Source organism: Bradyrhizobium sp. INPA03-11B, from assembly GCF_040446015.1.
GTDB classification, from domain to species: domain Bacteria; phylum Pseudomonadota; class Alphaproteobacteria; order Rhizobiales; family Xanthobacteraceae; genus Bradyrhizobium; species Bradyrhizobium macuxiense_A.
On record NZ_JASGSR010000013.1, the window covers coordinates 67,484 to 93,603 of the forward strand.

The 26,120-nt window shown below is 61.9% G+C and carries 16 protein-coding genes and 2 pseudogenes; 11 read left to right on the top strand and 7 right to left on the bottom strand.

Annotated features, from left to right (window positions below; translation table 11 throughout):
* Window positions 1-22: 22 nt before the first annotated feature.
* From QMZ05_RS07855 to QMZ05_RS07865, 3 genes are all read right to left on the bottom strand, one after another.
* Window positions 23-889 (bottom strand): fumarylacetoacetate hydrolase family protein, encoded by an 867-nt coding sequence (locus QMZ05_RS07855; protein ID WP_353700276.1) that lies wholly within the window; start codon window positions 887-889, stop codon window positions 23-25.
* 119 nt (window positions 890-1,008) lie between these two features.
* Window positions 1,009-1,539 (bottom strand): cupin domain-containing protein, encoded by a 531-nt coding sequence (locus tag QMZ05_RS07860; protein ID WP_353700277.1) that lies wholly within the window; start codon window positions 1,537-1,539, stop codon window positions 1,009-1,011.
* A 278-nt stretch (window positions 1,540-1,817) separates the two neighbouring features.
* Window positions 1,818-2,450 carry a hypothetical protein gene (locus QMZ05_RS07865; protein ID WP_353700278.1) on the bottom strand — a complete coding sequence of 211 codons (633 nt, stop codon included), beginning with the start codon at window positions 2,448-2,450 and terminating at the stop codon, window positions 1,818-1,820.
* A 141-nt stretch (window positions 2,451-2,591) separates the two neighbouring features.
* On the opposite strand from QMZ05_RS07865, the gene QMZ05_RS07870 reads away from it, so the two are divergent.
* The 3 genes from QMZ05_RS07870 to QMZ05_RS07880 all read left to right on the top strand — a co-directional run bounded on the left by QMZ05_RS07870 (window position 2,592) and on the right by QMZ05_RS07880 (window position 7,289).
* Entirely contained in the window at window positions 2,592-4,151 is a 1,560-nt protein-coding gene (locus QMZ05_RS07870) for an AMP-binding protein (RefSeq protein WP_353700279.1), read from the top strand.
* Between the two features lie 11 nt (window positions 4,152-4,162).
* Window positions 4,163-5,350 carry a lipid-transfer protein gene (locus QMZ05_RS07875; protein ID WP_353700280.1) on the top strand — a complete coding sequence of 396 codons (1,188 nt, stop codon included), beginning with the start codon at window positions 4,163-4,165 and terminating at the stop codon, window positions 5,348-5,350.
* A 1,045-nt stretch (window positions 5,351-6,395) separates the two neighbouring features.
* On the top strand, window positions 6,396-7,289 hold the full coding sequence (locus QMZ05_RS07880) for a 3'-5' exonuclease (protein WP_353700281.1): 894 nt from the start codon (window positions 6,396-6,398) through the stop codon (window positions 7,287-7,289).
* Between the two features lie 332 nt (window positions 7,290-7,621).
* Here the strand turns inward: QMZ05_RS07880 and QMZ05_RS07885 are convergent, their stop codons facing one another.
* Window positions 7,622-7,792 (bottom strand): Flp family type IVb pilin, encoded by a 171-nt coding sequence (locus QMZ05_RS07885; protein WP_353700303.1) that lies wholly within the window; start codon window positions 7,790-7,792, stop codon window positions 7,622-7,624.
* A 745-nt stretch (window positions 7,793-8,537) separates the two neighbouring features.
* Between QMZ05_RS07885 and QMZ05_RS07890 the strand changes: the two genes are divergently transcribed.
* The 6 genes and pseudogenes from QMZ05_RS07890 to QMZ05_RS07915 all read left to right on the top strand — a co-directional run bounded on the left by QMZ05_RS07890 (window position 8,538) and on the right by QMZ05_RS07915 (window position 15,605).
* Window positions 8,538-8,816, top strand: coding sequence for a hypothetical protein (locus tag QMZ05_RS07890; protein ID WP_353700282.1), 279 nt, complete (start codon window positions 8,538-8,540; stop codon window positions 8,814-8,816).
* Between the two features lie 551 nt (window positions 8,817-9,367).
* Window positions 9,368-10,033, top strand: a complete 666-nt coding sequence (locus QMZ05_RS07895) for an SOS response-associated peptidase (protein ID WP_353700283.1) — start codon at window positions 9,368-9,370, stop codon at window positions 10,031-10,033.
* Between the two features lie 453 nt (window positions 10,034-10,486).
* Window positions 10,487-12,547, top strand: a complete 2,061-nt coding sequence (locus QMZ05_RS07900) for an FAD-dependent oxidoreductase (RefSeq protein WP_353700284.1) — start codon at window positions 10,487-10,489, stop codon at window positions 12,545-12,547.
* A gap of 2 nt (window positions 12,548-12,549) precedes the next feature.
* Complete coding sequence (locus tag QMZ05_RS07905) at window positions 12,550-13,512, top strand: hypothetical protein (protein ID WP_353700285.1); 963 nt, start codon at window positions 12,550-12,552, stop codon at window positions 13,510-13,512.
* Window positions 13,500-13,742 (top strand): annotated as a pseudogene (locus QMZ05_RS07910) (NAD(P)-binding protein); the annotation flags it as partial. The gene QMZ05_RS07905 and the pseudogene QMZ05_RS07910, both read left to right, overlap by 13 nt.
* 93 nt (window positions 13,743-13,835) lie before the next feature.
* Entirely contained in the window at window positions 13,836-15,605 is a 1,770-nt protein-coding gene (locus QMZ05_RS07915) for a hypothetical protein (protein WP_353700304.1), read from the top strand.
* Window positions 15,606-15,639: 34 nt separating this feature from the next.
* Here the strand turns inward: QMZ05_RS07915 and QMZ05_RS07920 are convergent, their stop codons facing one another.
* Both QMZ05_RS07920 and QMZ05_RS07925 read right to left on the bottom strand, forming a co-directional pair.
* Window positions 15,640-19,560 carry an AAA family ATPase gene (locus QMZ05_RS07920; protein ID WP_353700286.1) on the bottom strand — a complete coding sequence of 1,307 codons (3,921 nt, stop codon included), beginning with the start codon at window positions 19,558-19,560 and terminating at the stop codon, window positions 15,640-15,642.
* A 304-nt stretch (window positions 19,561-19,864) separates the two neighbouring features.
* Window positions 19,865-20,089, bottom strand: coding sequence for a hypothetical protein (locus tag QMZ05_RS07925; protein WP_353700287.1), 225 nt, complete (start codon window positions 20,087-20,089; stop codon window positions 19,865-19,867).
* A 119-nt stretch (window positions 20,090-20,208) separates the two neighbouring features.
* Between QMZ05_RS07925 and QMZ05_RS07930 the strand changes: the two genes are divergently transcribed.
* Complete coding sequence (locus QMZ05_RS07930) at window positions 20,209-21,858, top strand: recombinase family protein (RefSeq protein ID WP_353700288.1); 1,650 nt, start codon at window positions 20,209-20,211, stop codon at window positions 21,856-21,858.
* 52 nt (window positions 21,859-21,910) lie between these two features.
* Window positions 21,911-22,003: pseudogene (locus tag QMZ05_RS07935) on the top strand (SOS response-associated peptidase); the annotation flags it as partial.
* 226 nt (window positions 22,004-22,229) lie between these two features.
* Here QMZ05_RS07935 and QMZ05_RS07940 read toward each other — a convergent pair.
* On the bottom strand, window positions 22,230-26,069 hold the full coding sequence (locus tag QMZ05_RS07940; RefSeq protein ID WP_353700289.1) for an autotransporter domain-containing protein: 3,840 nt from the start codon (window positions 26,067-26,069) through the stop codon (window positions 22,230-22,232).
* Between the last annotated feature and the right edge of the window lie 51 nt (window positions 26,070-26,120).

Sequence of the window (26,120 nt, forward strand, 5' to 3'; positions counted from 1 at the left end):
CTCATGGAATTCAGGAACGTCGCTATCGGTCAGACAAGCCGTGCCGCATTCGCAGGCGATTCCTCAGGACCCCTATGCTTTCAACCTCGAGCTCGACGACGTCGCCATCCTTGAGCGACCGTCCGTGATCGACGGCGCTGCCTCCGAGCACCGTGCCTGAGGCAAAGATGTCGCCAGGGTAGATCGTGCGAGAGCGGCTCATCTCCACGATCGCCTGCTCGAACGTGAAGCGCATATGCCGGGAGGACCGGTTGGTCCATTCTTCGCCGTTGACCCGCGCGATCATGCGGACGTCGGAGAGGTCGCGAAACTCGTCCGGAGTGGCAATACAGGGCCCGAGAGTCTTGGCTCCGTCAAAATCCTTGCCGCCGCCCGGCCCGATCCCCATTTCCATGTGGATCAGTTGTTCGTCTCTTGCGCTCCAGTCGTTGAAGATCGTGTAGCCGAAAATGTGGCCTGCCGCCGCTTCGAGTGGAACGTCCTTGCCTCGTTTTCCGATGACGACAGCCCATTCCAGCTCGAAGTCGGCGGCCTTTGAATAGGCCGGCCACTCAATATCCTCTTCGTGAGCCGACACGGACAGCGGATCGACCGTATAATAGGTCAACCGCTTGAGTAGCAGATCAAAGCGCATCCGCTTGGCTAGGGCGAGTTGAGCTGCCGCCTGCTCTGAACCGGCAGCAGCCTCTGCTTCGAGCTGGTCCTTGCGCTCAAAGAAGCGTTCCACATGCTCCGTAAACAGGTTGCAATCACGCATGCGAACCGGTCTCGGCAGTGGAGCAAGAAGTTGCGCTTCCACCAACGGCAGAATGGCTGATCGGGGCGGATTGCTAAGGATCTGCTCCGCGAGACGGAGTGCCTCAGTGCCTCCCTCAATCATCTCCTGCATCGAACAGAACCACCTGCCTCGCTGGTCTGCTCTGGTCGACGATGTCAAGTCGACAATACGGTCGTCAGCCAGGAGAGCTCCGACCGACCGGGAGCCCCCAGCAGTGAAGGTGACGAGTTTCACGCCGCGGCCCTCCCGTCGACAAGCACTCCGACCAAAACGCATTCATCGGGGCCGTCATTGCGCCAGCCGTGCATGCCGCCGTTCTGCACGATCACATCGCCGGCCTGGAGGAGAACGTCCTGCCCTTCGGTCAACATCCACACCCGTCCCGAAGCGATCATGAAATAGTTCAAGGTATCCGTCTTGTGCATGGAGCTGTGCTTTGCGGTTGCCATCTCGTCCTTTGACGGCACGTGCACGCTTTGGATTGATCGATGCATCGCCTCCACGTCCGCAGCCGAAAGCGGTTGTGCGCTGGGCGCAAAGCGAACGATACGAAAGATCGTGCCTCCATCTGGCGGCTCGTGTCGCACCGGAGCGTTGAGCGTGGGGTCCCGAGACGAAGAAAGATCAGCCGGCGTCTCGTGCGTGATCCATAGATCGCGGCCAAAAATGTTGAAGCCGAGATGTGGCAAGGTTGAGAGGTCGTCGACGGCCAGCACGTCTGACTTTCCGCTCTGATCATTTCCGACAATGATGCGTCTCATGGAATCTCCTCTGTTATTGGCAGCACAGCCGAAGGGAGATCTCCGGGCACAGTTGACCGACATGGCGAACCGTCGACCGGCTGCGCCATTCCGCCTCCCTATCGGCAACAGCTTGCTTCGCCATGCCATTTGGTACGAACTACGTTATTTTCGTACCGAACGATTTGTCAAGTAGCTCGCTCAAGTTTTGTTCTGCGGGCGTGCGGGAGCGATAGCGTGTAGTGCCCTTGAGTCGGCACCACGTTTCCAGTCTTTGCCTCTGGGCTGGTATTTTCCGATTAGCGCTTTTTCGGCGTCTCGCCCCGCGGCGCCGCATTTTCGCGTTTGAACAGGCCCTGGAAGAGGAGAGCTGGAAGCTCGGCGAACGCCTCACTCATCGTGAGCCCGGCCGAGGCAAGCACCTCGGGTTGATTGATGAGCCTTGCGGCGGCGAAATAGACTTCAGCAGCCAGGTGCGCGTGCAACGGCTGGAAGAGCCCTTTACGAATGCCGTCCTCAATGAGATCACGTAGCACTGCAACCCGCTCCCGTTGATGCTCTTCAAGCATCCGACGAGCCGGCTCGAAGGCTCGCAATTCCTCGTTGAACTGCTGTGTCGCTCGGGAGCTCTCGCTGATGCCCGGCTGCAAATAGGCGAGAATACGAGCCTGCGGATCTTCATTCTCGAGAGCGGCGCGCATGCCGCGCCGGCGAATCCGATCGAGCAGGCGCCGCAAGACCACCAGAAAGAGCTCGGGCTTGCCGCGGGCGATTTCGTACAGAGAGCGCTTCGAACACCGCAGTCGCGCGCACAGATCGTCAACGGTCGGAGTCTGGAAGCCCTCGGTAAGGAAAATCTGCTCGAGATCATCGAGGATCTTCTCGTGGCGCCGGAGCTGTCGGTCTTCGCTCCGGCGCGTATTTGGGCTCATCTCATCTCTCCTCACCTGGGTTTCCCGATATAGCGCGACATCCTGCGATCATCCCAGAGCCAAGTTGACAAATCCAATCCGGTACAAATATATCGTCAATCGTACCATTCCTCGAACTGCTCCTGTGTGAAGCGAATAGCCATGCGGATCATCGACCATTTCGATCAGGGCGTTGCTTATTATCCGGACGCCGTTGCCTTCCACGACCTCGCCGGCGGCGAAACATTGACCTACCGAGAGGCCGATCATCGCGGGCGGCTGCTCGCCGCCGCAATTCGGGGTCATGGATTTGGCAAGGGCGCCAAAATCGGCATCCTGGCGCCTAATAGCAGCATTGCATTCGTGACGCTGATCGGACTGATGCGCGCCGATGCAGTTTGGCTTCCGCTCAATCCCCGCAATCCGCCCGCCGTTAATGCCGACCTGCTGCGACGCTTTGACGGTGAGCTGCTGTTCTTCAGCAAGGTCCACGAAAGGGACGCGCAACACTTCGCTTCTGAAATCCCTGAATTGCGCGCCACAGTCTGCCTCGACGCCGAGAGCCTGGTTGGCCCCTCGCTCGAGGCCTGGACGAGTCAGGATCAGGCGGCTGTCCCCACCAGCGAATATTCGCCTGACGACATGTTTGCGATCTTCCCAACAGGCGGAACAACCGGTCAGCCGAAGGGGGTGATGATAACTCATCGCAATATCGCGGCTATGTTCAGCAATTTCATGAGCCACTTCGGTTACTACGAGGGCGCGCGGCATCTTGTCGTGGCTCCGATGACGCATTCGGCCGGCATTCTCGGCTGCCTGCATTTCAGTCGGGGCGGATGCAACGTCATCATGGCAAAGGCTGATCCCCGCGCCATCCTCGAGGCGATTCAGGACCACCGCATCACCCATCTCTTTCTTCCGCCGACTGTTCTCTACATGTTGTTGGCGCACCCTGACCTTTGCGGACATGACTATGGGTCGTTGCGGCATCTGCTGGTGGCGGCGGCACCCTCCTCTCTGGAGAAGCTGAAGGAAGCCATAAGAGTATTCGGGCCGGTACTGTCCGAAACGTTCGGTCAGGCCGAATGTCCGGCCGCGATCTGCCTCAAGGCACCATGGGATTATCTGAACGCGGCCGGCGAAATCGACCTGGACCGCCTGCATAGCGTCGGACGGCCCGGCGTGTGGAACAAGGTTGCCATCCTCGATCAGGACGGCGCAGAGCAGCCGCGTGGCAGCCCCGGCGAGATCTGTGTGTGCGGGCCTCTCGTTACGCCTGGCTACTACAAGGACCCTGCATCAACGGCGGCTATCCGCCGGTTTGGCTGGCACCACACCGGCGATGTCGGCGTGATGGACAAGCACGGTTACGTCACGATCGTCGACCGGAAGAAGGACATGATCATCTCGGGGGGCTTCAACATCTTTCCTAACGAGATCGAGCAGATCCTGACCAGCCACCCGGCCGTGCAGGACTGCTCTGTGATCGGGGTCCCGGATGAAAAGTGGGGCGAAGCCGTAAAGGCTGTGGTCCAGCTGAAAACTGCAGCCAAAGCGACTGAGGCCGAACTAATAGCCTTGGTCAAGCGGGCTCTTGGCGGTGTGAAAGCACCGAAGAGCGTGGATTTTGTCGATGACTTGCCGCGCAGCGCGGCCGGAAAGGTGCTCAAGGCCGAGCTGAGGGCAGCCTACTGGCACGGGCGGACGCGCGCAGTGAACTAAGGTGGAGCAGCATGACTGATGTCCTGATCGCGGGGGTTGGCATGATCCCCTTCACCAAGCCCGGTCAAGGCCAGACCTACGATCTTATGGGTGCGACAGCCGCAGGCGCTGCGCTGGAGGACGCCGGCGTCGTCTATGCCAACGTGCAACGAGCCTATGCTGGTTACGTGTACGGCGATAGTTGCGCTGGCCAAGCCGCGCTTGGCCACCTTGGCGCAACGGGAATCCCGATCGTCAACGTGAACAATAACTGCGCAAGTGGCTCAACCGCCTTCGCGCTTGCCGTCGAGGCAGTCCGCAACGAGCCGGACGCATGTGTCCTTGCGCTCGGATTTGAGCAGATGGCTCCGGGCGCACTCGATGTCGTATTCGGCGATCGTCCCACTCCGGTCGGCCCGCATCTGAGCCGCGTGGCAGAGATGATGAGCCTCAGCACCAACGACCGCACACGACCGCCGGCGATCCAGCTCTTTGGCTGTCAGGTCGAGCTGCTGCAGAACCAGTGTGGAGTCGGCGATCGAGCGTTGGCCAAGATTGCCGTTAAGGCGCGCCGTCACGCCGCAGCCAATTCCCATGCGCTGTTCCGGACACCGCTGCAGGAAGATGAAGTCCTCGCGAGCCCCTTGCTCTTTCGAGGCCTTCGCAAGCTATTCGCTTGCCCGCCGAGCTGTGGGGCAGCAGCTGCCGTTCTGTGCGGCCCCAGATTCGCGGCGCGGCACGGTCTGCCGACCAATGTACGTGTTATCGGGTCTGGATGGACGAGTGATCGGAGCGAACATTTTGCAGGCAACCCACTGGATCTGATGTTCCGTGCGCTCGGCAAGGACGCTGCGGACAAAGCTTATGAGACTGCCGGAGTTGGACCAAAAGACATTGACGTCGTCGAGCTGCACGACTGCTTCACCAGCAACGAGGCACTGATGTATTCAGCCCTTGGCTTTTGTTCCGACGGCGAGATCGAACGCTTCATACTCGAGGGCCGCGGCAGCTATGGAGGAGATATAGTCGTCAATCCTTCTGGTGGTCTCTTGTCAAAGGGGCATCCGCTCGGGGCGACCGGATTAGCCCAGATCGCGGAGCTGACGTGGCAACTCCGCGGCCGTGCCGGTCCCCGCCAGGTTGAAGGTGCTCGCATCGGTCTGCAACAGAACGCCGGCCTGGGCAGCGCTGGTTTCGTGCACATCTTGCAGAACGGATGAGACTGTTGATGAGCGGGCTTACATCCCGGCTCGCAGCCGGCGAGGGATCGAAGCCGCAAGGCGTGCGCCGTTGTGGCGTGAAGAAGAAGGGAGTGTTCGAAAGAATGGAGCCTACTGGTTTGGCTCTTACTTGCCCGACTTACCGGTGTCGGAAACGACTGAGACCTCGAAAGAGGAACGGGACCAGAGCATGTCGGGAAACGTCTCGAAACCGAGCGCCGCAGCCCGGTGGAGAGTACAGAGTAAGGTGTGCATGGTGAAAGCTGTATTGCCTGAATCCCAGTTTCCAGTCGCCAAAGGGCTGGCAGTAGCGAACGCGGCTGACACGCTACGCCACGCGGGGCAAATCGCACCGGCCAGTGTGATTTGCCACCAGTCCGCGTGGGACGACCGCCATCCGTGGGTCAAGGAAGCGAATGGGACACCTAAACACACCACAACTCCCCTCACACGTAACTACGGGATTGCCTGCAGCAGGTTCTTTCGAGGACCTGTATGGCGACGGAGCCGTCATAGTACCCAAATGCCCGGCGCATAGCCGGGACCGCCGCCGTGAGGCGGACGATCATGCGTATAAAGCTGGGCGGCCGGACCGAAAGCGCCTCCGATCGGGGGAAGGACGATGCCGCTAACAACGGCATTTGCAGTATGCGTAGAAGAGATTCTTTGACGGAGAGGTTCTGCTGATGCAGGCCGCTACCATTTAGAGAAGAATTGAATCACTTCGAGAGCATGCGCGTACGGAAAGCCGTGTGCATTGAAAGGTGCCCGCACGGTTTGGGGGGAGGCGTAGGGACATCCTCCGCGGAGGTGTTCCACGCCTACCCTACCGTGACGCGAAGCGGCACGGTTCAAGAGAGCCCGCCCGCATCCTACGGCGCGCAAACCGGCTCCGCCCCCTGCCAGTTCCAAGCGTGAAAGGCTGTCGCGCTGCTCGGGCGCTATCCATCCGCCCATGATCCTATCCACAGGCATCTGATGCCGGGACCGGCCCGATCGGGTAGATTGGCGAGCTTTCAACCAAAATGATCGTCCGCCGCTTGATATGACCGTCCAGCCGCCCCTCTCCGAAATCGCCGGCTTGCTTGAGCAGTCGTCCGACTACCGGGTCTTGCGGCGGCTGGTTCCCCGCTCCGAATTTGCCCCAAGCGACGGACAATCAACCAAGACCGCGATCCTGCTCGACGTCGAAACCACCGGCCTCGATACCGCCCGCGACGAGATCATCGAGCTCGGGATGGTCAAGTTCACGTATCTTCCCGACGGACGGATCGGCCGGGTCATCGATACCTTCAGCTGCTTCAACCAGCCATCGATCGCAATTCCCGCCGAGATCACCGCCCTGACCGGCATCACCGACGGGATGGTCGAAGGCCACAGCCTCGATGACGAGCGCATCAAGAAGTTCGCCGCAGATGCGGTCGTGGTCATCGCGCACAACGCGAGCTTCGATCGGAAGTTCATGGAGCGCTACGCGCCGCTGTTCACGCACAAGGCCTGGGCCTGCTCAGTCAGCGAGGTCGAATGGCGCGGCCACGGTTTCGAGGGGTCGCGCCTGTCCTATCTCCTGATGAAGGCCGGGTTGTTTCATGAGGCGCACCGGGCGGTCGACGATTGCCTGGCGCTGCTCGAGATCCTCGCGATCACCCTGCCCCAGCTCGACCGCACCGTGCTCTCCGTTCTGCTGGAACGGGCCCGCCGCAAGACGGTCAGGGTCTGGGCCGAGCAATCGCCGTTCGAACTCAAGGACGAGCTCAAACGGCGCGGCTATCGCTGGAGCGACGGCGCCGATGGCCGGCCGCGGTCCTGGTACATCGACGTCGATGAACCGGATCAGGCTGCCGAAATCGAATACCTCCAGGGAACGATCTATCAAAGAGACGCCGAGATACGGACCCAGACACTCACCGCGTTCGACCGATTTTCCATAAGGGTCTAGGGACCATCCATGGCGTCCACTGGATGTCGGCGTGTGGCCCATGGACACTTTCCGCGCGCCGACCGCCTTGCAAGATTGACCTCCGGCCTTTTTGCTCTAGGCATTCACGAATGACCGCGCCGGCGCTGGGGCGTGCGCTCCAGCAACCTGAACTGCTGTTGGTCGGGGCGACTTCACACCCGGTTACTTTCTTGGGCTTGATCCAAGGCAGACTTTGATCGGTTTATCTTTTGGGCAAACGCACCGGGTGACACAGGACACCCGGTGCAACGCCTTGACCAGCCACGGCGCGCTGAGAACGCTTTGGTCAAGGGGGTCGCGCCAGGCTATCACTAACCGGACGTCAAAGCCGTTTTAACGCTCTCGAAGGTCGTCTTCAGGTTCGTACCAACACCGCTGACTGCTCCGATGATCGCAATAGCAATGCCAGTCGCAATCAGCCCGTACTCAATGGCCGTAGCGCCCGACTCATCCCTTAAGAATGCACTAAAAACAGTCTTCATCATTGCACCTGCCCAGTTTCTATCGAGACGCATTGTCGCGTCCAGAAGCGAACTAGGGCGGCAAAGCCTAAGGTTGTTTAAATCGCCGATGCGCGGATTCGCGAGACAATCGAACTAAATTGTGACTCGAATTTTCGGGAAGCCGTGCGATTGGATTCGAACGCTGCATGCATGCAACCTCAGATACGGTCACGGCGTTAGCCAAATCGCGGTGATTGCAATGCCTTATGAGCTCGTATTTCGAACGCAGGCAATTTTGAGCGAGCTCGAATTGAGCTTGGCTGCAAGCGGAACTTGCCGCAATTGCGACGCACGCGACGATAGTTGTGTGACAACTTGACGCTGTAGCAACCGCGCCTGCTCGTGTAGCGAGATACCGCATGGCAGTCGAAAAAACTGATGTACGAGGGTCGGCATTTGGCCAGGCAGACGTGTTTTCGGTTCGGCTTGTATTTCGCCTTGCGCAGGAATTTCGATCGTGAAGCCAAAGCCATCGCAGTCGCGAGCGGGAAAAGCAGCTTTGCAGTTGTTGCCGCATAGTGCACTCAACCCGGCCCTGATCCGGCGCGAGGGATCGAAGCCGTGAGGCCGTGACACGAAGCGGCACGGTTCACGAGAGCCCGGCCGCGACCAGCGGCGCGCAAGATCGCTCTGGATCGCCAGTCCCGCGCCATCCGGCACTGTCTCAGCCCCCAACGGTGGTGTCCCCGACAGTTCGACACTGCCTGCGCGAGCGACGGCACGCATGAGCATCGCACAATTGACAAAAGAACATAACAAGAACATACTGCAGCCGCCAACTGGAAGTCAAACCATGCAGACCGATGCAAACGCGCCTCAGGGTATCGACCCGCTGGATGCTGCTGCAGATCAGGTGATCATGGCCTGTGACGGAGACGTCCGCGCCGCGGTGCGCGCGCTGATCGTCGCCAAAGGACTCCTGGAGGCAGAATTGAATGAGGCCTATGCGGCGAGTTCGAGGGGCTATGCCCGCAGCCGACCTCGCAGAACCAGGCAGGATTGAGCGCGCTCTCGATTTGCAGTGCCATTTTGGCGCGCCCTGACCGTCGTCGCAGGCGACGTCATCTACTCACAACTGTTGCTTGAGGAGCGATGACAGTGCCAATGCGGGCGGATCAAAACCGAATCCGCGGACCGCGGGCCGTCGCAAACACTACGGCTCGTTCGACGGCCAGAACACCGTATTGATCCGGATTTCTGAAAATATAGGACGGACGTAATACAATCTCAGCCGTTGTTACCGTAACTTGCAGAGCATTTTTCACCTTTGATTTTTTACAGGCCTATTGCAGCCGGCCGGAAAGGACCGCCCCTGGGACGGTCCTTTTCGATTCAACGGCCCGTTCCAGCGGTCGACATTGCGAGGATTCACATTTGACAAAGGAGCAACTCGCTCGCGACGCCGCAGAAATATTCCGACTGCTGCGGGCATTCCGCTCGATCAAGGATCGGGCGACGCGGCGACACATTGTCGAGACTGTCGAGGCCATGGCCGAAGGCCGCACAGCCGACAAGGCACTCGACGGCGAAGCCGGAACGCCTCATGTTTGAGTGATGTGTAATCTCTACAGCATCACGACCAACCAGGCGGCGATCCTCAACCTGTTTCGGGTGGTCAACCGGTATGTCGGCAACCTCGCTCCCATGCCGGGTGTCTTCCCTGATTATCCCGCTCCGGTAATACGCAACACAGGTGATGAACGCGAGATCGTGTTGATGCGCTGGGGCATGCCCCCGCCACTGCGAACAGGCGGGCCGCCGGTGACCAACATCCGCAACACTTCCTCACCGCACTGGCGCGCTTGGCTGAAGCCGGAAAACCGCTGTCTGGTCCCGTTCAACAGCTTTGCCGAGTACGCGCCGGAGCCTAACCCCGAGACCAAGAAAAAGGACGTCGTCTGGTTCGCGCTTAACGACGATCGACCACTGACAGCCTTCGCCGGTATCTGGACCGAGTTCAGGGGTGACCGTGGGACGAAGTCCACACCGATCCCTGGGCCACACAACGTCTACGGTTTCCTGACAACGGCACCGAATGCAGTCGTCGAGCCTATTCACCCCAAGGCCATGCCGGTCATTCTCACCACCGACGAAGAACGCGACGTCTGGATGCGCGCACCATGGGACGAAGCGAAGGCGCTGCAACGGCCACTGCCGGACAACGTCCTCAAGATCGTCATGCGAGGCCAAGAAAAAGAGGACAGGATCGTCACCGCCTAATTGGCGACGAATATCGGTTGACGGTCGCCCAGCGGAGGCACGTTCCGATGGCCAACGATTCAGTTGTGCGACAAGACGATCAGCGTAGCTCTGATATGGCTAGGCGAGCCGCACAGTACGTCCGTATGCGGACAAGCAGGATTACTCAACGCTAAGCCAAGAGGCGGCGATTGCAGCATACGCTGCTGCTCGCGGTCTCAAGATCGGAAATATGCTGACGAAGCGCGGAGTGGATTGCACTTTAACAGCAGACCAGCGCGCAAGTCCCTGCTCGCGGACGTTCTGACCAAGCGAGCTGATTTTGGGCTCATGCAGCTGCGTTCGCGAACCCAGGGCCCATGTACGGTCCGAGCCACGTTGTATGAAGCGAGCTTGATGTTCTCAAAGATTCCGCACCCATGGAGACGCCAATAGTGTAATCTCCGAAACGGATCGCAAAGGGGGGCCAGTCGAATGGGGGCCGATACCGGAGTGCGACCGGTCAAGGTCACCGTGCTGGGCGGGGGTGTGGCCGGACTGGCGGCTGCTTTCGAGCTGTCCGACCCGAGGCACGGGGGCCGTTTCCAGGTTACGCTGCACCAACTGGGCTGGCGTCTTGGCGGCAAATGCGCAAGCGGGCGCGATCTCGATACTGCGCTGCGCACCAAAGAGCATGGGCCACATATCTTCTTCGGCTTCTATGACAACGCTTTCGCCGTACTGCGCGAGGCCTACACGGCGCTCGCGGCGGACCCCGCGCGGGTATTTCCGACCATTGAGGAGGCATTGGTCGCCCATAACAGCCTCGCCACGATGGAGCAGCAAGACGACCGGTCTTGGCTGCCTTGGGTGATCGACCTTCCCACCTTGCCCGGCCGACCCGGCGATGGCTTGCCGCAGCCACAGGCGCAGGCCCTCGACGCGCTGATGGGCATCATCGAGCGAAACGCCACCGAGCTTGCCGCGCAGCAAGCGCCAGGCCCCAATGCGCTCCATAGCGCCTTGATCGTCTCGACGCTGGCGACGGTGAAACTGCAGGCAGACACACTGATCAAGGCCAGTCCGGAGGGACGCGAGGCCGGCACCGCCCCCTTCGCTCACGGCCTCAAGCAGCTGCAAGGTGCCATTCAGGCAGCAAGGCCAGGGCTCGCTGGCCAATCGGTCTCGTGGCGCAGGCTGAAGATACTGGCCGACCTCGCCATTGCCACCGCCATCGGCATGGCCCTCGACAACCTGATCTGGCCGACGCGTCAATCGGTCGCCGCAGCCAACGAGTTCGAATATCGCGCGTGGTTACTGCGGCACGGCGCTCTGTCTGAGACCGCCAACTCGGCAATCGTCCGGGCGATGTACGACACTGTCTTCGCCTATCCTGGCGGGGACGTTAATGTGCCCGGCAACGTCGAGGCTGGTTCGGCGGTTCTCACGCAAAAGGGGCTGATCTCCTATCGCGGCGCGCCGTCCTACAAGATGCGTACCGGCACCGGCGATGTTACTGCCGCGCCGCTGTATCAGGTGCTTGTCCAGCGCGGCGTTACCGTGAACTTTTTTCACCGAGTCGATGAGTTGATCCCGGCCGCCGACGGTACCATCGAGAGCATTCGCATCGGCGTTCAAGCGACCGCGAACGCTGGCGGATATCAGCCGTTGATTAACGTCAAAGGCGTGCCCGCCTGGCCAGACCGGCCGCTTTATAACCAGCTCGTCCAAGGCGACGCGCTACGGGAAGGCCACATCGACCTTGAATCTTTCTGGACGCCCTGGGTAGACCCTGTGCCGCCGATCATTCTATCGCGCTCGGCCGGAGATTTCGACGCGGTCGTGCTGGCAATCCCTGTAGGAGCTCTCGGCAATCTCACCACGAAACTCACCCAGCCCAGCTGGCTTGCGATGTTAGCCGGCTCAAGCACCGTGCGGACGCAGAGCGTGCAGGTATGGCTCAACCGCGACACCGGCTGGAGCACAGGCGCCGCGCCGGTCGTCACCGGCTACGACCGTGCCTCGATAGACACCTGGCTTGATGCGAGCGAGGTGATCCCGTTCGAGGACTGGCCCGCACCTGCGCCGGTTCACATGGCAATTCTGTGCGGCCCGCTGGTGCAACTGGGCGCCGCGCCGCCGCCCAGCGATCATGCGTTTCCCGGCGCCGAGGCAGCGGTCGTGGCCAATGCCGGTCAGCAATTCCTCAACGCCGCGGCGCCGCTCTGGCCCGCGCTCACCAGCGCCAACGGTTTCGACTGGTCGGCGCTCACCGCCCCCGCCACCAGCTCCGGCCCGCTCCGCTTTCAAGCTCAATATTGGGGGGCGGCAATCAATCCGGGTGATCGCTATGTGCTGACGCTGGTCGGCTCAAGCAAGACGCGGCTGCAGCCGGGTGCCAGCGGCTACGCCAACCTCTACCTTGCCGGCGACTGGACCGATTATGGGCTCAATCTCGGCTGCTTCGAGGGCGCGGTCATGTCCGGGCTGATGGCGGCAAACGCCATCACCGGCGATCCGCGCCCGATCCTGCGTAACCCATTCGACGAGAGCTGACCATGCCTGACCCACAGCCGGCAGGCGCGCTGCCTGCCTATGTCGATTATCCGAGCGTCCAGACACTGCCCGGGCCGATTGCTTTTACCAGCGTACGAATGTCCGCGTTCTACCTCGCTGCCGACGGTAGCGTATTGCAGACGCTGTGCGACCGCCTGATCGCCACGCCCAGCGGCGGGCGCGTGCGGTTCACGCCGATGCCCAGCGTCATCATGAGCTTCACCGAATTCCCGCATTCGGTCTTCGTCAATTACGCGAACCGCGGCGTCGCGACCGAGCGCGAGCTTTCGTTCGGCATCCCCGGCATATACACGAGCTTCGATGGGCCAATTCCCATCGAAATCGGCTTTGCCCTGTTCATGCCTTTCCTGTTCCTCGACAATCCAGTGGCGCTGATGACGGGGCGGGAGAATTACGGCTTCTTCAAACAGACTGGACAGATCGGCATGCCCGACGACCCCGGTAGCGCCGGGTTTTCCGCCGATGTCTATGGCTGCCCCAGCTTCAGCCCAACCGCAAATTGGGGCCAGCAGTGCCTCATCACCCTGCGGCGCATGGCGGCGGCCGCGCCCCACCCGCCGCTCGGCCTGCCCTGGCCTGACCCGAAGGCAGCCGCACGCAATCTCGCCGCGGCGATGCAGGCGGCAGCCAGCGGCGCAACAATCGCGCCAGCCGCGTTCGCCGATTTTCTCACCGGCAGCCTGCCGCAGATTTTCCTCAAGCAGTTTCGCGACATCGCCGACGGCACGCGCGCCTGCTACCAGGCCGTCACGCTTGCCCGCTACAACGTCACCAGGCTGATCAGCGTCAGCTTCGAGGATCAGTACGCGATCGACCTCAAGACGCTCGACAGCACACCCGTCGCCGCCGCCCTCGGGCTCGCGCCGGCGACCCAGACCAGTCTTGGAATGCGGGTCGAGATGGACATGCAACTGGATAACGGCAAGGTGCTATGGCAGGCATAGGCGCTCCGGCGACGCGGCAAAAAATCGCCATCGTTGGCGGCGGCATGGGCGCACTGACCGCCGCCTATTGGCTGACCGATCCCAGTCTCGGCGGACGCTACGAGGTCACAGTCTACACGATGGGCTGGCGGCTCGGCGGCAAGGGCGCCAGCGGCCGCAACCAGAAGCGCAACGGCCGCATCGAAGAGCACGGACTGCATATCTGGTTCGGCACCTATCACAACGCGATCGCGCTGATGCGGAGCTGCTACGCCGAGCTCGGGCGTCCCCCGGGTGCGCCGCTGGCGACGTTCGATGACGCGTTCAAGCCGCAACGACGCCTCGTGCTGCTGGAGGAGATCGAAGGAGAGTGCCACCCCTGGACCATCGATAGTCCCGACCTGCCTTTGATCGACGGCCTCACCGTGCTCGGCCTGCTGCGCAAGCTGATCGGCTGGTTGAGCGGCCACGTCGCCGGCATCCCCGGGTTCGAGCAACTGCGCGTCGCCGATTTCGCCAAGACCGCGCACCCCAAGGAAGCTGCTGCGATCGCAGCGATGGCCGGGCCCGCCGGGGTCACCAATCAAACGGCGCAGCACTTGATGGATTTTGCGAAAGCGCGGATCCAATTCCTCGAGCCGGGGACGGAAGACGCCAGCCGTCAGGCAGGGGTGCTCTCGGACACAATGCGGGTTGTCGCCCGCATGCTGTTCCCTTTGCTGCAGCTGGAGCTACCGAAGGATGACGCAGCACGGCGGCTCTGGATTCTCGCCTATCTCGGCATCACCTTCGCCCGCGGCATGCTCGACGATCAGCTGTACGAAAAAGGCTTCGACGCGGTCGAAAACATCGAGATGCGCGACTGGCTTGCCAAGCACACCTCGTTCGACCAGCCCGGCGATTCACCTCTCGCCGACAAGCTCGCTTTCTTCTCGGCTTGCCTGCAGGCTTTCTACGACGCGTCGTTCTCTTATGTCGATGGCGACGCAAAGCAGCCGAACGCCGCCGCCAGCGTGGCGTTGCGCTGCATACTACGCATCGCGTTCGACTATGCCGGGCCGATCATCCTCGAAATGCAGGCCGGGATGGGTGACACCGTCTTCACCCCGCTCTACCTCGTGCTCAAGCAGCGGAACGTGCACTTCGCCTTTTTTCACCGCCTCACCAATCTGCAACTCGATGCCGACCTCAAGTCGATCGCAGGCATGACGTTCAGCCGTCAGGTCCAGATCCCCGACGGTACCGCGTACAAACCGCTCATCACCGTCAACGATCTCCTCTGCTGGCCCTCCGCGCCGCTGTTCGGGCAAATCACCGACGGAGCCGCGCTGAGCGCATCCGGCGCCAATATCGAGCATTGGAACAGTGGCTGGACCGACACCGGCGGAGAGTTTTCTCTCGCGCGTGGCGTCGATTTCGACCATGTCGTGCTTGGCATCTCGTATGACGTCCTGCCGGACGTGACGCACGAACTCAGCACCGATCCCCGCTGGAAGGCCATGATCGGCGGGCTCGATAGTGCCGATACCCAGGCCGCGCAGCTGTGGTTCGCCGCCGACCGCGCCCAGCTCGGCATGGATGCAACGCCCGAGATTTTCGGTGGCTATTTTGAGCCATGGTCGAGCCTCGTCGACTTCTCTCACCTGCTGCCGCGCGAAGCGTGGCCCGCCGGCAATGCCCCGCGCTACCTGAACTACACTTGCGGTCCGCTGGCTAAACAGACCGCCCCGGGCGACGACGCGGTCTATGCCAGGCTGCGCGATTTCCTCAGCGCCGATGCAGCGCCGCTCTGGCCGAACGCCGTCGACGAAGCGGGTTTCAAATACGATCTCCTCTACGCCGACCCGTCCCTGCGGGGCGAGGACCGGCTCAAGGCACAGTACTGGCGCGCCAATACCGATCCGACCGAGCGCTACGTCATCGCCAAGGCGAACACCGCTTCGGTCCGAATTCAGCCCGGCCAGACCGGTTTCGACAACCTCTCGATCGCCGGCGAATGGGCCGATTCCGGTGTGAACATCTCGAGCATCGAGGCAACGGTGATCACCGGGATGCGTGTCTCCCGCGCGCTAACCGGACAGCCCCGGCGCATTGCCGGCGAGAAGGACATCTGATTGCGGCGCGGACAGGTGGTATCGCCTCGTCCGATCATGCTTTCAGCCGCTCCAGCGCTGCCCGCGCCGCGACGCCAGCAGCCGGCAGTTGCAAGCGCGCGGCCTCCGCCGCGGCCTGCTTCGTCAGCGCCATGGCCTGAGCACCACGACCGCGCAGCTCAGCGTAGCGTGCAAGCACGAGCTGCGCTCTAGGACGCGTCAATGGCTGGCGCATGCCGAAACACTTGACCCGGCGCATCATCCGCCAGATTTCCAAGTGCTGAGCAAAGTTCAGCCGGCCGCCCGTGCCGAGGCGATCAAGGAATACCTCGGCAGCGGCGAACACGCCGGCTTGGACATAGAAACCGAGCGACCGCCAATCGGCTAGTGCGCCCATCACCTGGCGGGCGTGCGCCAACGCCTCGTCGCTCCGCCCACGCCGCAGATGCACCAGTGCCAGCAGTCCCAGCGTCCAGATCCGCTCGTTGCGTCCGACGCTGTCGAGAAGATCGCTGGCGTCGAACAGCCGATGCTCCGCCATGCCGATGTCGTCGCTGCAAAGTGCCAGCCCGGCCGCCTCAAGCCGCGCCCAGCAACGCAATTGCGGGTCGCTCGCCTGATCCGCTTCCACCACGAACCGTGCCGCGAGCTCCGCGCCGTCGACGTAGGCGCCGGTTTCCGTGAGAGTCAGGATCAGCAGCGACGTGGCGTCGAGCTGGCGGCGGCGGTTGTGCGAAGTTGCAGCCAGCTCCAGCATGCCGCGTAGTTCCGTCTCGACCTCCGCGAGCCGCCCGGCCGTGAGCAGGAACAGCGCGATGTATTCGATCGTCATCAGCCGATCGTGCGGCTTATCGAGGTCCGGGGTCGTGCGCCGTGCGCGGGCGAGATAGCGTTCGGCCAAACCCGGCATGCCGGACAGCAGGAACACGAGGGAGAGCAGCCCCGCCGACCGCGAATAAATGGCGCCGTCGCCCGCGCGCTGCGATAGGTTGACCGCCGCCAGCGTCGCCGTCGCCATCGCCGCCAGCTTCGATTGGTGGCCGAACCCCTGCCCCAGCGTCTCCAATGCGAGCGCTGATTGGCGTACACGGTCGGTAGCGCCGTCCTGCGCCACAAGCTGCGGCAAGACGTCTCTTGCATCCGCCGGCCGGCGCCATTCCGACATCGTCTGCATCAGCGCGTGGCGAGCGAACGTGCAGAAGTTGCCGAGCACGCTGTCGGACCACCGGAAGCCGAATTTCGCAAGGGCGCTGGTCAGGTGATGGATACTCTGCGGCACCTCGCCTGCAAACATCAGCGCCTCCCCGCGCAAGCGGTGCAACTGCCCGGCACGATCGGCGTCGATCGCTGCCGCGCCCGGCGCGGTCTCGATCGCCGTGATCGCGCCGAGCGCCTCGCCCAGCGCCATCACGGCCTCGTGGTAGGCGCCGCCCGCGAGCGCGGTCGCGCCGGCCGTCTCCCAATAGGGCAACGCGCGGTCGGGCCGATTCGCTCGGCTCCAGTGCAGGCCGAGCAGTGTCGGCGCCGGACGATTGCCCTCGGGTTCGGCCTCGAAGAATTCGGCTACGGTCGTGTGCAGCCGGCGCCGCTGCTCGAACGGCAGGAGCTGATACACGGCCTCCTGGGTCAGCGCGTGGTCGAAGCCGTAGAGCGGATCGGCGCCGGGACGCAGCACGCCGATCATGCCGAACTCGACGAGCCGCGTCAGGCACTCGTCGGCGCCCAGATCCGCGGCGCCGAGCGCCGCGGTCAGCGCGCGGGATGAGAAGTTGATGCCGATGACGCTCGCCGCCTTGAGGGTCAATTGCAGTTCGGCCGGCAGCCGATCGACGCGCGCGACCATGGTTCGCTGGATCGATTCTGGTATTTGCAGCGAGGCCGCGTCGGCCGACGGCGCGGCCAGTCGACAGATCCCGTCGCGCAGGCTCAGCGCCCCCTGGTCGCGCAGCGCAAGCGCGAGCTGGCGTGCGAACAAGGGATTGCCGGCCGCGCGCTCCTGGATGACCCCGAGCAATTCCGGTGCGATCTCGCGGCAGCCGAGTGCATCGGCAATGACGTCGGCCACAGAATCGTGGTCGAGCGGCGTGAGTACCAGCCGTTCGACCGGAATGCTCGCCGCCAGCGCGCGCATGCCCGACAACGGATTCACCGTGTCCGATCGCGACACCAGCACCAGCACTACGCCTGGCATCAAGCGCGCAACATGGCCCGCCAACAGCCAGGAGGCGGAGTCCATTCTGTGCACGTCCTCGATAACGATCAGCACGCCACCGCCGATCCGATCGCGCAGCAGGGCTACGAGTGTCTCGCAAGTGACCCGCGCCATATCCTCGGGCGGCAGGTAGGGCGGAGCACGCGCCGGAGCGCGCATTGCGGGTAGTACGACGCTGGCGAGCGCTGCATGGTCTTGCGGCAGCCCCTGCCGCCCCAGAGCGGTGCGCAGCTGTGCTTCGCATAGCTCCGGGCCAATGACCTCCGCGGCGAAGGCGGCGGCGAACACCGGGCTCCAGGCCGCAAAAGGCTCAGCAATGCCGGCCAGCGGGTCGGCGGCACCACGCAAGCAAGGGAACTGGCCCTCCGTCATTGCGGCGAGCGCCCCGACCAAAGCCGATTTGCCGATCCCCGGCGGTCCGTCGATATGCACCACCGGGCGCTGAATCGGCGTACCGAGCTGGCTAAGCCGCTGCCGCAGCCAGGCACGTTCACTCACACGATCAATCAACGCTCCGGCCACCGGCGCTGCCGCATGCCGATATTCAATCGGGCGGAATAGCGCTACGCCGTTCAGTATGCTCGCGTCGACCTGTTCAAAAACAATGCGCTGGCTTGTCATCTGCACGATCGCCGCGTCGCAGAGCAGCGCCGGCAAATCGCGCTGATCGAGCAGCTTCGCGGCACGGTTCACCGCATCGCCCATCGTCGTATAGACGTGCCGACTGCGATTCCCGACCACGCCGCAATAGGCTAGGCCGAACGTCACCGTGCATCGTGCATGCAACCCTTGCCGAGCAAGCGCCAACTGAATTTCCTGTGCGGCGCGCACCGCGCGTACGGCATCGTCGTCGTGAGCCTGGTCGGGCAGGCCAAAGGCGATCATCGCCATAGGTCCCTTGTCGCTGGCCGAGACACGGATCAGCGCGCCCTCGAACCGGGCGACCTCATCCTGGATCGAATGCACGGCCTGCTGAATGGCCGCGAGATCGTCGGCGGCGGTACAGCGCAGCCCGGGGATACCGACGCAAAGCATTGCCAGCCAGCGGAATTCCGCCAGCCATTCCGAACGCAGCAACCCACGACGGCGCATCGCCCCGGGCAGGAAAGCGCGCACCAGTGCTGCCTCTGCAGCGAGCGGCGCGGCTGGGCGCACCACCCGCGTCGGCGATGCGCCGATCAGGCCGTTCAGCAGCCGCGGCGTCGCGATCTCCGGGACGAGCGGCAACGCAGCGCGGATCGCACTGGCAACGCCTACTTGCCCTGGCTGGGCGAGCTGGAGCAGCGGTGAAATCTCGCCGAGGCAGTCGCCGCCCAGCATGAAAATCCACTCTCCGTCCCCACCGCCGGCCTGCACGGCGCAGAGATCGCCTGCTACCACCGCGACGCGAATGCGCAATGCAACGCCCCCCGGTGCAACGTGATTGTCGTGCCGGCCGACTACGTCGGCTGCACAGCCGAGCGCCAGGCGCGTAGCCGCCACCGGATCAGGCACGGTCTCTGGCCAGAATGCCAGGATCGCGTCGCCGTAGATATTCTCGATATCACCGCCCCATGTGAACACGCAGTCGATTAGGCGGCCGAGATACTCGCTGATGGTCAGCGAGAGTTCCTCAACTCCCTCATCGCCTTTGTCTTGGTACATTCGCGTCAGCCGGCTGAAGCCGGAGATATCGGCAAACAGCGCCGTGGCCCGCAGCGGTCTGATCCATGGCCGCAACGGCTCGGCTTCGCTGGACGCCGCCTGCAATAGCCATCGTGGCATGTGCGCGTCCAGACCGTGCGGCGGCTGTGGCCGCATCGGCTGGGCCGTGACCGGTATCTCCCCGTGTCCCTCTCCGGCAACCATGGGAACTATCATGGCACGAAAAATGGCCGCCAAGTGGAGTTTCTGGCGGGGTATTTCGACGTCCGCCGCTCAGGCGATAGGCGCCGTCTGCAGCAGCGCGGGGGGCACCTGGCGTCTCAACCCGGTGGATCTCCTTGAGCCGAATGTTACGACCGCCAATCACATGCCAATCGAGGCGGGTTGGCGGAATGGTGCAGACGACTTGCTAATTGGTCGGGCGTCACGGCTGACGAGCAAGCGGCGAGATCAAACACCAGATATGCGTCGGCGGAGTCGTGGGCATGTATGGCAGCATTTGCGGCCAACGCTTGGGAATGAAACCGCAGGGATAAGCCTGCTCGTCCCGGCTTTTCCAAGGAACCATGTGGGCATTGTCGGCATTACCGACCTGCGGCGGTTGCACGGTTGCATCGATATCGTAGGTCTTCGACGGTGCCCAGGCCACGATCATCTTCTGCGAAGTTCAGAGAACGTGCAACGGTTTCGCGCGGACGAAAGCCTGCAAGTACCCCCGCCGTCCAAGCGCGTCAGCAGTCGCCTCCGACGCTTCGCGCAGCACAATACGTGCGGATGTCGTCCGATCCTCAAAAATACTCGATCGAAATTCAAGTAGCCGCCATCGCTGTCTACGCAGCACGCCGAGGTATGGAAATCGTGCGCACCTATTCTGATCCAGGGCGCAGCGGTCTTACCATTGCCCGCCGTAAAGGTTTGCAGCAACTCATAGATGACGTCGACAGTGGACGGTCGGACTTTGATTGTGTCCTCGTCTTCGACATTAGCCGTTGGGGGCGTTTTCAAGACACTGACGAAAGCGCCTTCTACGAATTCATCTGCACACGGGCGGGAATATCGGTCCACTATTGCTCTGAAGAATTCGAGAACGATGGCAGCCTGTCATCAGTGATACTCAAGAACTTGAAACGCGCGGGAGCTGCTGGCTTCAGCCGGGACCTGTCGCGAAATGCATTTATGGGCCAGTCGAATATCGTCGACCGAGGATATTGGCGGGGCGGAGCGGCACCCTACGGGCTGCGTCGGATGCTGGTCGACGCAAACGGCAAGCGTAAGGGAGTGCTGGAGCGCGGCCAGCAGAAGAACTTGAAATCTGAACGGGTCGTTCTCGTCCGAGGGCCTAACTGGGAAGTCAAGATCGTCCGTCGCATCTTCTCGTCGTTCGTGATCCACAGGAAAAATAGGACCCAAATTGCGGAGGAGCTAAACGCTGAAGGCCTATTGAGTCCCGGTGGAAAACGATGGACCGCGCTGACTGTCAGCAACCTCCTCGCGAATGAGATTTACTTGGGTCATATCGTTTTCAATCGCAGCTCAATGAAGCTTGCCGGGCGACGTGTCGACAACCCGCCTGAAATGTGGATACGCCACGACAACGCCTTCGAAGGCATCGTCGATTCGCGTCTTTTCGCTCGGGCACGAAAGCGGCTCGCTGAAGTCGCAAACAACAAGAAGGAAACTGATCAGCAATTGCTCGATAGTTTGGCGGCTCTCCTGCGACGAAAGGGCCGATTGTCAGTGCACATCATCCAGGCGGCAAAGGGCGTGCGCCACCCCGCTGTGTACACAAACAGATTTGGGTCGCTCATGAGAGCCTATGAACTAGTTGGCTACAGGCCCGGCAATCGGTACCGCTTTATGGAGATCGCAGTCGAAATTGATCGCACGATCTGCTCGGTGGTCGATGATATCATCATCAATCTTAGGGGGCGCGGCGTGAACGCCTCGTTTTTGCACGAGCTGTACCTTGTTACGATTTCCGGAGGATTGACTGTATCGGTAGCAGTGGCGCGCGCCGTTTCGGACGGCGACACCAGGTCTCGCCGATGGGAGGTACGGAAGCTCAAGTACCAAAAGGCCGAACTTACGCTGTTAATTCGGATGGACGATGGCAATAGCCGCATTCGCGACTATTTCCTTCTCCCAACCGCGGCGCTTCCGTTGACGAAGGACAGAAAGAAGCTACGCGTGTCGGATCGTCTCTTCAGTCGAATGCGGCTCGACAGCCTTGAGGCCGTTATGGCAGCTCTCTATGGCAGGCTGCGTACGTCGCGAGAAGAATGCAGCAGAATTGGCGCTCTTCCTCTGGCGAAACAACATGAAAACGCGACCTTCCTAACCTCTTTCCGCGAGCTCAGTCAGATACCGGCGCAAACAACAAATCGCTCCGCAAGAAAGTCGGGTAGCGCTCGCCACTGATCGAGCGCAGCATGGGGCCCCAAGACTAGCCTGGCAGAATTTTCCTAACTTCATGTGCAACCTCTACTCAATCACGACCAACCAAGCCGCCATCCTGAATCTGTTCCGGGTCGGAAACCGCTACGTTGGCAACTTTGCGGCTATGCAATCGTGGCGTCCGTGTCGGTTGACGATCAGTCCGCCCAGCAGGCAGATGTGGCCGCCATGGAAGCTCGCTACGCCGCCGCGCGCAAATTTGTTCCGAGCAGAGGCAGGAAGTGGCAGCAGCCGGCCGGCTCACGCAAGAAGTTGGCATACCGCTCCAAATAGCAAGCGATAGATCGTCGGAGCCACTGTTTGGTTGCTTGACTGAGGCATCGCGCTAACCGCGCTCACCACGCGTAACGTACCACTCCCTTTCCGGCATATGAGCGCGTAACGTTCGAGAATTCTCCCTCGAAGGTGGCAGCCAGCGACCAATCGCTAATCCACTTCACTTCGGCCGATCCAGTGACCAGTGCGGAATCGGATGCCATCGCGGCACCGTTCACCACGAAGCTCGCGCCGGGCAGCGTCTGGAATGTCGCGGCAATCGAGCGGTCCGGATTGAAGACGTGGGCCCAGGCGGCACGGCTGCGCAAGGTCAAGATGCTGTCCTGCATCGCGAAGGATTTGTCGACGCGAAGTCCGAGCTCGCTTCGCGTATCAGTGACATTCTTGGCGGTGTAGTTCAGCGCAAAGGTTGAGAGTCCCGAGACGATGTTTTCTGCATAGGCAGGAAGATCGAATGTCGTGAACTGACCCGCCGCGTAAGGGGTGATGCCGACGCCATTTGCGATCGACGCGACAAAGCGATAGCCGCCCTCGAGCCGGCCGCTCCACGCATTGGCGTTGAACTCGGCGCGCAGCCGATCCACTCCGGCGGCCGTCACTGTACGATCGGTCGTGATGTCCTGCCAGCCATAGGCAACCGCGCCGACAAGGTAGGCAGGACCGGCGTCGTGCCGGACAAACGCTCCTGCCTGGAACAGATCAGAACGGCCGGCCCCAAGGCCATTGACACTAAAGCTGGTCCCGCCACCTGCCACCGCAAACCCGGCGACGGTATCCGGCGAAAATCGATAGTCAGCGCCAACTGCTGTGCCATAGATACTGCTACGGGAGTCGTTGGAGCCGAGGCCTCGTGGATCGCCGGAGGTGTTCTGCGAGCCACCATAGCCCGCAGTCCAGACGCTCCAGCGCTGCGCGAAGGTCTGCGCGCCCGGCAACGCTTTCGTGTTTATCGCCGCATAGGCATCGCGCTCGCGCGTATCATAGCCCTTCGCCGCATAGGAGAGGCTCTCCTCGGCGTAACTCAAGGTGCCACTGAGGCCGGCGGCGTCTCCACGCCCGGACACGAAGGGATCGGTCAGCAGTCCCATGAACAGTTTCATGCCATCGAAGGTGGCCTGCTGTGAGCCTGTGGCGCCTTCACCGGACGCTTGGGTCAATCCCGCCGGGGTTAGGCCGCCGAGTGCGATTGGAATTCCGCCGGTGGTATTGAAATAGTTGACAAGCGTATTGGCGACGTTTTGCTGATTGATGCTGAGGCCCGAGCCGAAATTCGGCGCGGCCGGCGGTGTGAAGTTGAGCGCGAGGTCGAGATAGGCTGTGTTGGCGTCGTAGCTCAGGCTGGCCTTGAAGTTGGACGGAAGGTTCGTGTTCACCAAAGGACCAAACGTACCGTTCATCCCGCCTGCCGCGCTCAGGATCGTGTAGCGCTTCGAGACATAGCTTCCGTTGGCGTAGCGCGCATTCACCGTCGCGCCGCCCAGCGTCGCGATCCCGGTCACCTGCGCGAACGATGACGTCGTCGGATTGAGGGACACGAGATACTGCGCGCCCGACTGCAGCGCGAGGCCGCCGTTCACAGTCATTGAGGTGCCCGCGACACCGCTCCCCGGGGCAAAAGCGCCGTTTGTTGCGATCGTGGTATTGCCAACGGTACCAATGCCGGTCAGTTGAGCGAGCGCGTTCACGGTTGTCATGCTGGACGGTGCAATCGACCCGTTGACCTCAAGCGCACCACCGTTCACCATAGTCGTGCCGGTGTAGTGATTGATGCCTGATAGAACTTGCGTGCTGCTGCCGTTCTTGACGATCGCAAGCTTGGGGCCCGCTGCACCGCCCTCTCCGCCAACCCCGTCCCTCAGGGCGCCGGAGAAAGTGTCCGTGCTGCCTTTCGCGCCAGTGATGGTAAGCGTCGCCAGACCCGAAGCGCTGGCGTTCTGTACTGCGCCGCCGCCCGCGACGCCGTCAGCGAGCGAAGCGATGCTGTTGCTGAAGCCGCTCAGGGTCAACATTGCGCCCGCATTCACCTGAAAGGCCGAATTCGGGGAAAGCGCGGTGGTCGAATTGGCGATCAGGGCCCCCGAGTCGATATAGGTGATCGCGGAATAGCTGTTGTTTCCGGCGAAGATCACCTGCCTCTCGACGCCGACGCCGGTGCTCTCGATGACGAATTTGCCGCCGCTCGCCCCTGGTGCGTCGCTGAGATCGCCGGTGAAGCGGAAGAAGCCCGAGCCGGAATCCACTGTGCCGCCGTTGGCCGTGATCTGGACTGCATTGCCAATCACCCGTTCACTGATTCCGGCCTGGGCCTGCAGCTTGCCTCCGTCGAAAGTCAATGTTCCGGTGCCGATCGCCGAGGAGGCGATGCCGGAGCTTGACTGTCCCGGTGTGTTGAACACGGTGTCGACACCGAGCTGCAGCGTGCTGGGGCCCGCAGAAGCGCCACAGGCCGCGCCGCCCGATGCGCCGCAGATGGTTGTGCCACCTGAGTAGGTGTTGTGACCGGAGAGAACCAAGGTGCCTCCCCCGTTGACCACGACATCACCCGGCACGACGGGAGGCCCTGGCGCGTCGCTAATGACGCCAGCAATGGCGGTGGTCGTACCAGGGGCAACCGTGAAGGTCGGATCGCCTGAGAGCTTGATGTTATTGCCGATGGTGAAGTTGCCGGCTGCGAAGGATAACTTCGTTCCAGCCGCCATCCTGACGTCGCCGGTGCCAAGCGCACTATCATTGCCGATGACGATGGTACCGCCGTCCAGCTGCGTGCCACCCGAATAGCTGTTGGCGCCGGACAAGATCAGTGCGCCGGTCCCAATCTTTGTCAGGCTCCCGCCGTTACCAGAGATCGTGCCGGACACCTCAGTGTTTGTGTTGAGCGACCCGGTGGTCAGATTCTTGGCGCCCAGGACATAGTCGCCAGCGCCCGCGATCGACCCAACACTCAACCCGTTCGACGTCAATCCGGAGATATCGACAGTACCGCCCGCATTGGTGACGAGCTGCGCCGTCCCGCCGCTGCTGGTGTCGGTGAAGAGCGTTTTGCCAAAGGCATTGGTGGTGATGATGGCGTCGCCTGCTGCAGCGGAATTAGCGAACTGAAGCGTACCTAAGTTGCCGGACGCACCGCTGACCACAAAGCTCGGATGATTGCCCGACTGATCGTCAACGCCAGCTCCGCCAAACACCAACGAGGCAGATCCGCCAGCTCCTCCGGTGACATTGAACGTGAATGCAGCCGCACCATTCAGGAAGCGCAGCCCACCGACCTGCGTCGACTGATTGATGTCGATTGTTGTAACGGTCGATGCCCCGAACTGAGCAATATCGGTCGCAGTCGGGACCGATCCGACTGTCCAGTTGGCGGCAGTATTCCAGTTGCTGTTCGCCGGCGTTGCGAGCCAACCTGGCTGAACGGATATGACTTGGCGCGTCGCTGTTGCGACGTCATTCCAGTTGAAGATCGGCGTATTCGGGTTGGTGCTGAAGAACATCTGGATCTGCTGCTGACTGGGCGAACTCCAGTCGACCCAGATGCGCTCGAAATTCAGCTGCAGGAGCGGGACATACGTTCCGAAGCCCGGAACAGCGTTGGGCGTCGACGAAAATGTCACGCTGCATTCTGCGGGAGTGCACGCACTTGTCGAGGCACTGCCGTTGCCAAACTGGACCTGGCCAAGAAGGCCGCCGCCATCGATGCTGATACTTGTCCCGATGATTGAGAACGATGTCGGTGAACCCGCCGAAACCGGGATCGTGAAGTTCGCCGGATTGATCAGGAACTGACCGCCGCCGTGAGACGAGGTAAAGTCGATTTCCCAAAGGTCAGTTGCCGCGGCCGAACTCAGTTGAACACCGAAAGCCGCGGCAACAGAAAAACCGGTCAACCAGTGACGACGCATTCCCCATCCCCTGCCCCTCTGTATCGGAGGTTGCAGCAGATGTCACGTACG

Coding starts and splice junctions, on each gene's coding strand:
- QMZ05_RS07855 (WP_353700276.1), bottom strand. CDS start 889: ATGCAGGAGATGATTGAGGGAGGCACTGAGGCACTCCGTCTCGCGGAG.
- QMZ05_RS07860 (WP_353700277.1), bottom strand. CDS start 1,539: ATGAGACGCATCATTGTCGGAAATGATCAGAGCGGAAAGTCAGACGTG.
- QMZ05_RS07865 (WP_353700278.1), bottom strand. CDS start 2,450: ATGAGCCCAAATACGCGCCGGAGCGAAGACCGACAGCTCCGGCGCCAC.
- QMZ05_RS07870 (WP_353700279.1), top strand. CDS start 2,592: ATGCGGATCATCGACCATTTCGATCAGGGCGTTGCTTATTATCCGGAC.
- QMZ05_RS07875 (WP_353700280.1), top strand. CDS start 4,163: ATGACTGATGTCCTGATCGCGGGGGTTGGCATGATCCCCTTCACCAAG.
- QMZ05_RS07880 (WP_353700281.1), top strand. CDS start 6,396: ATGACCGTCCAGCCGCCCCTCTCCGAAATCGCCGGCTTGCTTGAGCAG.
- QMZ05_RS07885 (WP_353700303.1), bottom strand. CDS start 7,792: ATGAAGACTGTTTTTAGTGCATTCTTAAGGGATGAGTCGGGCGCTACG.
- QMZ05_RS07890 (WP_353700282.1), top strand. CDS start 8,538: ATGAGCATCGCACAATTGACAAAAGAACATAACAAGAACATACTGCAG.
- QMZ05_RS07895 (WP_353700283.1), top strand. CDS start 9,368: ATGTGTAATCTCTACAGCATCACGACCAACCAGGCGGCGATCCTCAAC.
- QMZ05_RS07900 (WP_353700284.1), top strand. CDS start 10,487: ATGGGGGCCGATACCGGAGTGCGACCGGTCAAGGTCACCGTGCTGGGC.
- QMZ05_RS07905 (WP_353700285.1), top strand. CDS start 12,550: ATGCCTGACCCACAGCCGGCAGGCGCGCTGCCTGCCTATGTCGATTAT.
- QMZ05_RS07920 (WP_353700286.1), bottom strand. CDS start 19,560: ATGCCACGATGGCTATTGCAGGCGGCGTCCAGCGAAGCCGAGCCGTTG.
- QMZ05_RS07940 (WP_353700289.1), bottom strand. CDS start 26,069: ATGCGTCGTCACTGGTTGACCGGTTTTTCTGTTGCCGCGGCTTTCGGT.